This is a genomic window from Limimaricola variabilis (assembly GCF_014195545.1).
Lineage (GTDB): Bacteria > Pseudomonadota > Alphaproteobacteria > Rhodobacterales > Rhodobacteraceae > Limimaricola > Limimaricola variabilis.
In genome coordinates this window covers 87,976-96,255 of sequence record NZ_JACIBX010000012.1, presented here as the reverse complement: position 1 = coordinate 96,255, position 8,280 = coordinate 87,976, and the positions used below count along the sequence as shown (strand labels likewise).

The following is an 8,280-nucleotide window of genomic DNA, read 5'->3' as shown; positions in this document are numbered from 1 at the left end:
GCGGGCGAACTGATCGGCAAATGGGCCGCCGCCAAGCTCGGCGAAGAGGCCGCCAACGCCAAGATCGCGATGCTCGACCTCGGCGTCAGCCAGCCTTCGGTCGACGTTCTGCGCGATCAGGGCTTCCTGACCGGCTTCGGCATCGACACCAAGGACCCGAACAAGTGGGGCGACGAGGACGACCCGCGCATCGTCGGCAACGACGTGACGGCCGGCAACGAGGAAGGCGGCCGCACGGCGATGGAGAACCTGCTCGCCAAGGATCCCGAGATCAACGTCGTCTACACCATCAACGAGCCCGCCGCCGCCGGTGCCTACGAGGCGCTCAAGGCGATCGGCCGCGAGAACGATGTGCTGATCGTCTCGGTCGATGGCGGCTGCCCCGGCGTGCAGAACGTGGCCGACGGCATCATCGGCGCCACCTCCCAGCAATACCCGCTGGAGATGGCCCGGCTCGGCGTCGAGGCGATCGCGCAATACGCCGAGGATGGCACCCTGCCCGAGAACACCGAGGGCAAGGACTTCTACGACACCGGGGTGAAGCTGGTGACCGACGAGCCCGTCGATGGCGTCGAGTCGATCTCGGTCGAGGAAGGCCAGGAACTCTGCTGGGGCTGAGGCCCTGCCACACAAATGATTTGTCCTGAGCCTCCTCGGAGGCGCAGGATGTCCCAGACGGGGCGGGCCCCGTGCCCGCCCCGATCACGAGGGGCTGCGCGCCGGTGGCGTGTGCCCTGACACACGCCACGGGAGGGGCGCGTCATGACAGATACCGATCACTACGAAGCCTCGGTGCGCGAGAAACGCGCCGAGACGGTAGCCGAGTTCCACGAAGACCGCAGCAGCCCGCTCAGCCGCTTACAGCACGCGCTGCACGTCACGCCAGCGCTGGTACCGCTGATCGTGCTGCTCGCCTCGATCGTGATTTTCGGCCTGCTCCTGGGCTCGCGCTTCTTCTCGCCTTTCGCTCTGACGCTGATCCTGCAACAGGTGCAGATCGTCGGCATCGTCGCCGCCGCGCAGAGCCTCGTCATCCTGACCGCCGGGATCGACCTCTCGGTCGGCGCGATCATGGTGCTCTCCTCGGTCGTGATGGGTCAGTTCACCTTCCGATACGGCATCCCCGCCCCGATCGCGGTTCTGTGCGGGCTGACCGTCGGCACCGCCTGCGGCTTCGTAAATGGCTGGCTCGTTTCGGTGATGCGGCTGCCGCCCTTCATCGTGACGCTGGGCAGCTGGCAGATCTTCCTCGCCACCAACTACCTCTATTCCGCCAACGAGACGATCCGAGCGCAAGAGATCGAGGCCGCCGCCCCGATCCTGCAGATCTTCGGCGCCAAGTTCCAGATCGGCGGGGCGGTGTTCACGGTGGGCGTGGTGTTCATGATCGCGCTGATCCTCGTGCTGGGCTGGGTGCTGCGCCACACCGCCTGGGGACGGCATGTCTATGCGGTGGGCGACGACGCCGAGGCCGCGCAGCTGTCGGGCGTCAACGTCAAGCGCACCCTCGTCTCGGTCTACATGCTGTCGGGGCTGATCTGTGCCTTCGCCGGCTGGGCGCTGATCGGACGGATCGGCTCGGTCTCGCCCACCTCCGGCTACGACGCCAACATCGAAAGCATCACCGCCGTGGTGATCGGGGGCATCTCGCTCTTCGGCGGGCGCGGTTCGATCATGGGCTCGCTGTTCGGCGCTCTGATCGTGGGCGTGTTCTCGCTCGGGCTGCGCCTGCTCGGGGCCGACGCGCAGTGGACCTATTTCTTCATCGGCGTGCTGATCATCGCCGCCGTGGCCGTGGACCAATGGATCAGGAAGGTGTCGGCATGAGCATCGAACAGAAACGCGAACCCATCCTCAAGGGCCGAAACCTCGTCAAGCGCTACGGCAAGGTGGTCGCCCTCGATCATTGCGACTTCGACCTCTACCCGGGCGAAATCCTCGCGGTGATCGGCGACAACGGCGCGGGCAAGTCGACGCTGATCAAAGCTCTATCGGGCGCGGTCACGCCCGACGACGGCGAGGTCTCACTCGAGGGTCGGCAAGTGCATTTCCATTCGCCCAACGACGCCCGTCATGCCGGCATCGAAACGGTGTACCAACAGCTCGCCATGTCGCCCGCTTTGTCGATCGCCGACAACATGTTCATGGGGCGCGAACTGCGCAAACCGGGCTTCCGGGGCAAGTGGCTCCGTCAGCTCGACCGCCCGGCGATGGAGCAGTTCGCCCGCCAGAAGCTGAACGACCTCGGGCTGATGACGATCCAGAACATCAACCAGGCGGTCGAGACGTTGTCGGGCGGGCAACGCCAAGGCGTGGCGGTCGCCCGCGCCGCGGCCTTCGGCTCCAAGGTGATCATCCTCGACGAGCCAACCGCCGCGCTCGGCGTGAAGGAAAGCCGCCGCGTGCTCGAACTCATCCTCGATGTGAAGTCGCGCGGCATCCCGATCATCCTGATCAGCCACAACATGCCGCATGTCTTCGAGGTCGCCGACCGGATCCACGTGCACCGTCTCGGCAAGCGGCTTTGCGTCATCGACCCCAAGAATCATTCGATGTCGGACGCGGTTGCCTATATGACGGGGGCGAAGGAACCCGAAGACGAGTTCGAGGCCGCATGACGGCCGACCAAGACCGAGAGGCGCGCTTGCTCGACGTGACATCGCACATCAACGCGCTGGCGGAACGGGTCCACGAACTGGCCGAGCGCAAGCCCCGGGTGATCGTCGGCATCGCCGGCGCGCCCGGCAGCGGCAAATCCACCCTGGCCGCCGAACTGGCCCGACGGCTGGAGCGGCAGAAGCTTTCGGCCCGGCTGGTGCCGATGGACGGTTTTCACCTCGACAACGCCGTGCTCGACCGGCGCGGCCTGCGCAACCGCAAGGGCGCGCCGGAGACCTTCGACGCGCGCGGCTTCGTGCTGCTGGTCAAGCGGCTCGCGCGCGGCGAGGAGGTCGTGGCCCCGGTGTTCGACCGAACGCGGGACATCGCCATCGCCGGCGCGCAGCTGGTGGAGGCCGAGGCCAAGGTGGTGATCGTCGAAGGCAACTACCTGCTGTTCGATGAAGCGCCCTGGTCCGAACTGGCTCGGATCTGGGACATCTCGGCGCTGCTCGACGTGCCGCTTCCCGAGTTGCGCGCGCGACTTATCGCTCGCTGGCTCGGCCATGGGTTGAGCCGTGCGGCGGCGACGCAGCGGGCGATGCACAACGACGTGCCCAACGCGCAGCGGGTGATCGAGCACGCCCTGCCCTCCGATCTGGTTTTGCGCCCCCCTTACGTCGCGTCATCGGCTCAGCCCGCCATGCGTCACGCGTCGGATTAGCCTTAACCAAAAAAACCTGCGAAATCCGTGTGTTCCAAAGCGACTTTGGACGTTGCTGACAGCCGATTCTGCCCTATGCTCACGAACCTGAGAGCCTCCGCGCCGGGCGCGTGGGCAGGACGACGAGGGACAGGGAGGCCCGTACTCATGGCACAGACTCATCGCAGACTTTCGCAGCGCTCCATGGCCTTCGTACTTGCCGGCGGCCGAGGCTCCCGGTTGCGGGAGTTGACCGATCGCCGGGTGAAGCCGGCCGTCTATTTCGGCGGCAAGGCGCGGATCATCGACTTCGCGCTCTCCAACGCCATGAACTCCGGCATCCGCAAGATCGCGGTGGCGACGCAGTACAAGGCGCACAGCCTGATCCGCCACTGCCAGCGCGGCTGGACCTTCTTTCGCGCCGAGCGCAACGAGTTCCTCGACATCCTGCCCGCCTCGCAGCGGGTCTCGGAGAGCATGTGGTACCGCGGCACCGCAGATGCGGTGACGCAGAACATCGACATCGTCGACGGCTACGATGTCGATTACGTCGTGATCCTCGCGGGCGACCACATCTACAAGATGGATTACGAGATCATGCTGCAGCAGCACGTGGACTCGGGCGCCGACGTCACCGTCGGCTGCCTGACCGTGCCGCGCATGGAGGCTACCGCCTTCGGCGTCATGCATGTCGACGAGGACAGCCGCATCACCTCCTTCCTCGAAAAGCCCAAGGATCCGCCCGCGATCCCCGGCCAGCCGGACAAGGCGCTCGCCTCGATGGGGATCTACGTCTTCTCGTGGAAATTCCTGCGCGAGCTCTTGGCGAAGGACGCCGAGGACGAGAATTCCAGCCACGATTTCGGCACCGACCTGATCCCCGACATCGTCAAGAACGGCAAGGCGATGGCGCATCGCTTCGACGATTCCTGCGTGCGTCCGGAGGGGCGCGAGGCCTATTGGCGCGACGTCGGCACGGTCGACGCCTTCTGGCAGGCCAATATCGACCTCACCAATTTCGACCCCGAGTTGAACCTGTGGGACCGCGAATGGCCGATCTGGACCTATTCCGAGAGCGTGCCGCCTGCCAAGTTCATCCATGACGAGAAGGACCGGCGCGGCTCGGCCGTCTCCTCGATGGTGTCGGGCGGCTGTATCATCTCCGGTACCGAGGTGCGCAATTCGCTGCTCTTCACGCAGGTGCACACCAATTCCTATTCGGTGCTCGATCACACCGTGGTGCTGCCCTATGTCAACGTCGCGCGCCATGCGCGGTTGAAGAACGCGGTGATCGACGCGGGCGTGAAGATCCCCGAAGGGCTCGTGGTAGGCGAGGACCCGGAAGAAGACGCCAAGCACTTCCGCGTCTCCGAAGGCGGCGTGACGCTGATCACCCAGGCGATGCTCGACAAGCGGGCGGCCTCGCTCTGATGCGGGTGCTGTCGGTCGCCTCGGAATGCGCGCCGCTGGTCAAGACCGGCGGTCTCGCCGACGTGGCTGGCGCCCTGCCCGCCGCGCTGCGCGCCGAGGGCGTCGAGATGCGCACGCTGTTGCCGGGCTACCCGGCGGTGATGGCGGCACTGGGCCACGGCGCGGGGCAAGTGGCCGCGGAAGCCGACCTCTTCGGTGGTCCGGCCCGGCTGCTCGCCGGGCACGCGGCCGGGCTCGACCTGCTGGTGCTCGACGCGCCGCATCTCTTCGCCCGCGAGGGCTCGATCTATCTAGGGCCGGACGGGCAGGATTGGCCCGACAACCCCGAACGCTTTGCCGCGCTCAGCCTCATGGCGGCGCGGATCGGCGCCCGGGGCCTGACGATCGACGGCGCGGCATGGCGCCCCGAGCTGATCCACTGCCATGACTGGCAGGCCGGTTTCGTGCCTGACTATCTCGAGCGCGAAGGCGGCGACTGCGCGACGGTGCTGACGATCCACAACATCGCGTTCCAAGGGCTGACGGGTCACCACATGATCGAGCGGCTCGGTCTGCCACGATCGCGCTTCCACGCCGACGGCTTCGAATATTACGGCAAGCTCTCGGCGCTCAAGGCCGGGCTGATGCGCGCCGACCGGCTGACCACCGTGTCGCCCACCTATGCGGCCGAGCTGATGCGGCCCGAATTTGGCATGGGGCTCGACGGGGTGATGCGGGCCCGCCGTCGCGACCTGTCGGGCATCCTCAACGGCATCGACGAAACGGCCTGGAATCCCGCCACCGACCCGCATATCGCCGAAGGCTATCGTCATCCGGCAGGGAAGGCGCCCAATCGCGACGCGCTGCGCGCCGAGATGGGCCTGCCCGAGGCCCCCGGGCCGCTCTGCTGTGTCGTGTCGCGGCTGACCGAGCAGAAGGGCCTCGATCTGCTTCTCGAGGCCCTGCCCGCGCTTCTGGATCGCGGCGGCCAGCTGGCGCTTCTAGGCTCGGGGGACCGGGCGCTGGAGGATGCATTCCGCGACGCCGCGCGGGAGGACAACGTGGCGGTACGGATCGGCTATGACGAGGCACTGTCGCATCGGCTGATCGCCGGCTCCGACGCGATCCTCGTGCCCTCGCGCTTCGAGCCCTGCGGGCTGACCCAGCTCTACGGCCTGCGCTATGGCACCATTCCCGTGGTGGCGCTGACCGGGGGCCTCGCCGATACCGTGATCAACGCCTCTCCCGCCGCGCTCGACCGTGGCGTGGCGACCGGGCTGCAATTCCACCCGGTCGCCAAGGATCCCCTGGCCGTGGCGCTCGACCGGCTGTGCGACCTTCATGCCGAGCCGGAGGTCTGGGCCCAGATGCAGGCCAACGCGATGCGCCAGCCGGTTGGCTGGACCAGCTCGGCGAGGGCCTATGCGGCGCTCTACCGGGATGCTATCGCCGCGGCATGAACAGGAAGAACCGGATCAGCGCCGGCCGGCCCCACCCGCTCGGCGCAACCTATGACGGCGAAGGGGTCAACTTCGCCGTCTTCTCGCAAAACGCCACGCGCATGCAGCTCTGCCTGTTCGAGCGTCACGGCCGCGAGACTGCCCGCATCGATCTGCCCGAGCGCGAGGGGCATGTCTGGCACGGCTACATCCCTGGATTGAAGCCTGGCCAGCATTACGGCTTCCGCGCCCATGGCCCCTACCGCCCCGACGAAGGCCATCGCTTCAACCCCAACAAGCTGCTGCTCGACCCGTATGGCAAGCAGATCAGCGGCCATCCGATCTGGCACGACGCGCTGCATGGCTACGACACCCGCTCGAAGCTGCAGGATCTGAGCTACGACACCCGCGACAGCGCGCCCTACATGACCCGCTCGGTGGTCTGCGACACCTCCAAGCTGTTGCCCGCGCGCCATCCCGACCGGCCCATGGCCGATACGGTGATCTACGAGGCGCATGTCGCAGGCCTCACCGCAGACCGGCCCGACATTGCCAGCCGGGGCCGGTTCCAGGGGTTGGCGTCAGACCGGATCATCGACCATCTCGGACGCCTCGGCATCACCGCGATCGAGCTTCTCCCGGTGCATGCCTTCGTCAATGACCGCTTCCTCGTGGAAAAGGGCCTGTCGAACTACTGGGGATACCAGTCGATCGGCTTCTTCGCCCCCGAGCCGCGCTACCTCGCCTCCCACGACATCGCCGAGTTCCGGGCCATGGTGGACCGGTTCCACTCCGCCGGGATCGAGGTGCTGCTCGACGTGGTCTACAACCACACCGGCGAGGGCAACCAGCTCGGCCCGACGCTGTGCTTCCGCGGCCTCGACAACGCCAGTTACTACCGGCTGGCGGAGAACCGGCGCTACCACATCGACGACACCGGCACCGGCAACACCCTCAACATCGAGCATCCGATGGTGCTGCGCATGGTGATGGACAGCTTGCGCTACTGGGTCGAGGTGATGGGCGTGGACGGCTTTCGCTTCGACCTGTGCACGACGCTGGGCCGTCGGCGAGATGGCTTCGACCGCAACGCCCCGTTCTTCCAGGCACTGCGCCAGGACCCGGTGCTGGGCCGGGTCAAGCTGATCGCGGAGCCTTGGGACATCGGACCGGGCGGCTACCAGCTCGGCGCCTACCCGCCGCCCTTTTCGGAGTGGAACGACAAGTTCCGCGACGAGGTGCGGGATTTCTGGCGCGGCAGCCCCGACATGATCGGCAAGCTGGCCAGCCGGCTTTCGGGATCGGCCCAGCAATTCGACCATGACAACCGACCCGCGACCGCCTCGATCAACTTCCTGACCGCGCATGACGGCTTCACGCTGATGGACTTGGTGTCCTACAACGAGAAGCACAACGAGGCCAATGGCGAGGACAACCGCGACGGCCATTCCGCCAATCACAGCGACAACATGGGCGTCGAGGGGCCGACCGACGACGTGTCGATCAACGCCGCCCGCGCCCGGCGGCGTCGCAACATGCTGGCGACGTTGATGATCAGCCAAGGCACGCCGATGCTGCTTGCCGGCGACGAGCTGGGCAACAGCCAGCAGGGCAACAACAACGCCTATTGCCAGAACAACGAAATCGGCTGGGTCAACTGGTCGGGCAATGACCCGGACTTCCTCGCCTTCGTACGCAAGCTGGTGGCGTTCCGACGCGCCCATCCGATCTTGCGGCAGAAGCGTTTCCTGCACGCCCGCAGCCGCAAGATCGACAACCGCACCGATCTGTTCTGGCGCCGCGCCGACGGCCGACCGATGACCGACGCCGACTGGCAGGACCCCGAGCGGCGGTTGTTGGCCTGCGAGATGCGCACCGCGTCGGGAACGCCCGACTACGCGGCGTTGGAATACGCGCTGTTCATCGTCATCAACAATGGCGGCCCCTGCCCAGTCGCCCTGCCCGCCCCGCCCGAGGGCTATCAATGGGTGCGCCATATCGACAGCGCCCGGCCCATGGCCGACCCGCGCCCGCACGGGCTGCGCACCCGCATCCGCGGCCGTTCCGTCGTGGTGATGGTGCTCGAACCCGCAGAGACCGCCCAGACACCCGCAAGCCGAGGAGACTGAC

The 8,280-nt window shown here is 66.8% G+C and carries 7 protein-coding genes; all 7 read left to right on the top strand.

The annotated features are described in order from the left end of the window. On the top strand, window positions 1-618 hold a 618-nt coding region (locus FHS00_RS14330), incomplete at its 5' end, for a substrate-binding domain-containing protein (RefSeq protein ID WP_183474773.1). A gap of 144 nt (window positions 619-762) precedes the next feature. Beyond that, the gene (locus FHS00_RS14325; protein WP_183474772.1) at window positions 763-1,827 is read left to right on the top strand and encodes an ABC transporter permease; all 1,065 of its coding nucleotides are present in this window, start codon (window positions 763-765) and stop codon (window positions 1,825-1,827) included. Next, on the top strand, window positions 1,824-2,618 hold the full coding sequence (locus FHS00_RS14320) for an ATP-binding cassette domain-containing protein (RefSeq protein ID WP_183474771.1): 795 nt from the start codon (window positions 1,824-1,826) through the stop codon (window positions 2,616-2,618). The genes FHS00_RS14325 and FHS00_RS14320 overlap by 4 nt, the downstream gene beginning before the upstream one ends. A gap of 26 nt (window positions 2,619-2,644) precedes the next feature. Next, window positions 2,645-3,322 carry a nucleoside/nucleotide kinase family protein gene (locus FHS00_RS14315; RefSeq protein ID WP_183474770.1) on the top strand — a complete coding sequence of 226 codons (678 nt, stop codon included), beginning with the start codon at window positions 2,645-2,647 and terminating at the stop codon, window positions 3,320-3,322. Between the two features lie 147 nt (window positions 3,323-3,469). Next, on the top strand, window positions 3,470-4,732 hold the full coding sequence (glgC, locus tag FHS00_RS14310; protein ID WP_183474769.1) for a glucose-1-phosphate adenylyltransferase: 1,263 nt from the start codon (window positions 3,470-3,472) through the stop codon (window positions 4,730-4,732). Continuing rightward, the gene (gene glgA, locus FHS00_RS14305; protein WP_183474768.1) at window positions 4,732-6,171 is read left to right on the top strand and encodes a glycogen synthase GlgA; all 1,440 of its coding nucleotides are present in this window, start codon (window positions 4,732-4,734) and stop codon (window positions 6,169-6,171) included. Before glgC ends, glgA begins: the two co-directional genes overlap by 1 nt. Then, window positions 6,168-8,279 carry a glycogen debranching protein GlgX gene (glgX, locus tag FHS00_RS14300; protein ID WP_183474767.1) on the top strand — a complete coding sequence of 704 codons (2,112 nt, stop codon included), beginning with the start codon at window positions 6,168-6,170 and terminating at the stop codon, window positions 8,277-8,279. The genes glgA and glgX overlap by 4 nt, the downstream gene beginning before the upstream one ends. Window position 8,280 lies beyond the last annotated feature (1 nt).

Excerpts from the sequence above, each read along its gene's own strand:
- FHS00_RS14325 (WP_183474772.1), top strand. The coding sequence starts at position 763 with ATGACAGATACCGATCACTACGAAGCCTCGGTGCGCGAGAAACGCGCC.
- FHS00_RS14320 (WP_183474771.1), top strand. The coding sequence starts at position 1,824 with ATGAGCATCGAACAGAAACGCGAACCCATCCTCAAGGGCCGAAACCTC.
- glgC (WP_183474769.1), top strand. The coding sequence starts at position 3,470 with ATGGCACAGACTCATCGCAGACTTTCGCAGCGCTCCATGGCCTTCGTA.
- glgA (WP_183474768.1), top strand. The coding sequence starts at position 4,732 with ATGCGGGTGCTGTCGGTCGCCTCGGAATGCGCGCCGCTGGTCAAGACC.
- glgX (WP_183474767.1), top strand. The coding sequence starts at position 6,168 with ATGAACAGGAAGAACCGGATCAGCGCCGGCCGGCCCCACCCGCTCGGC.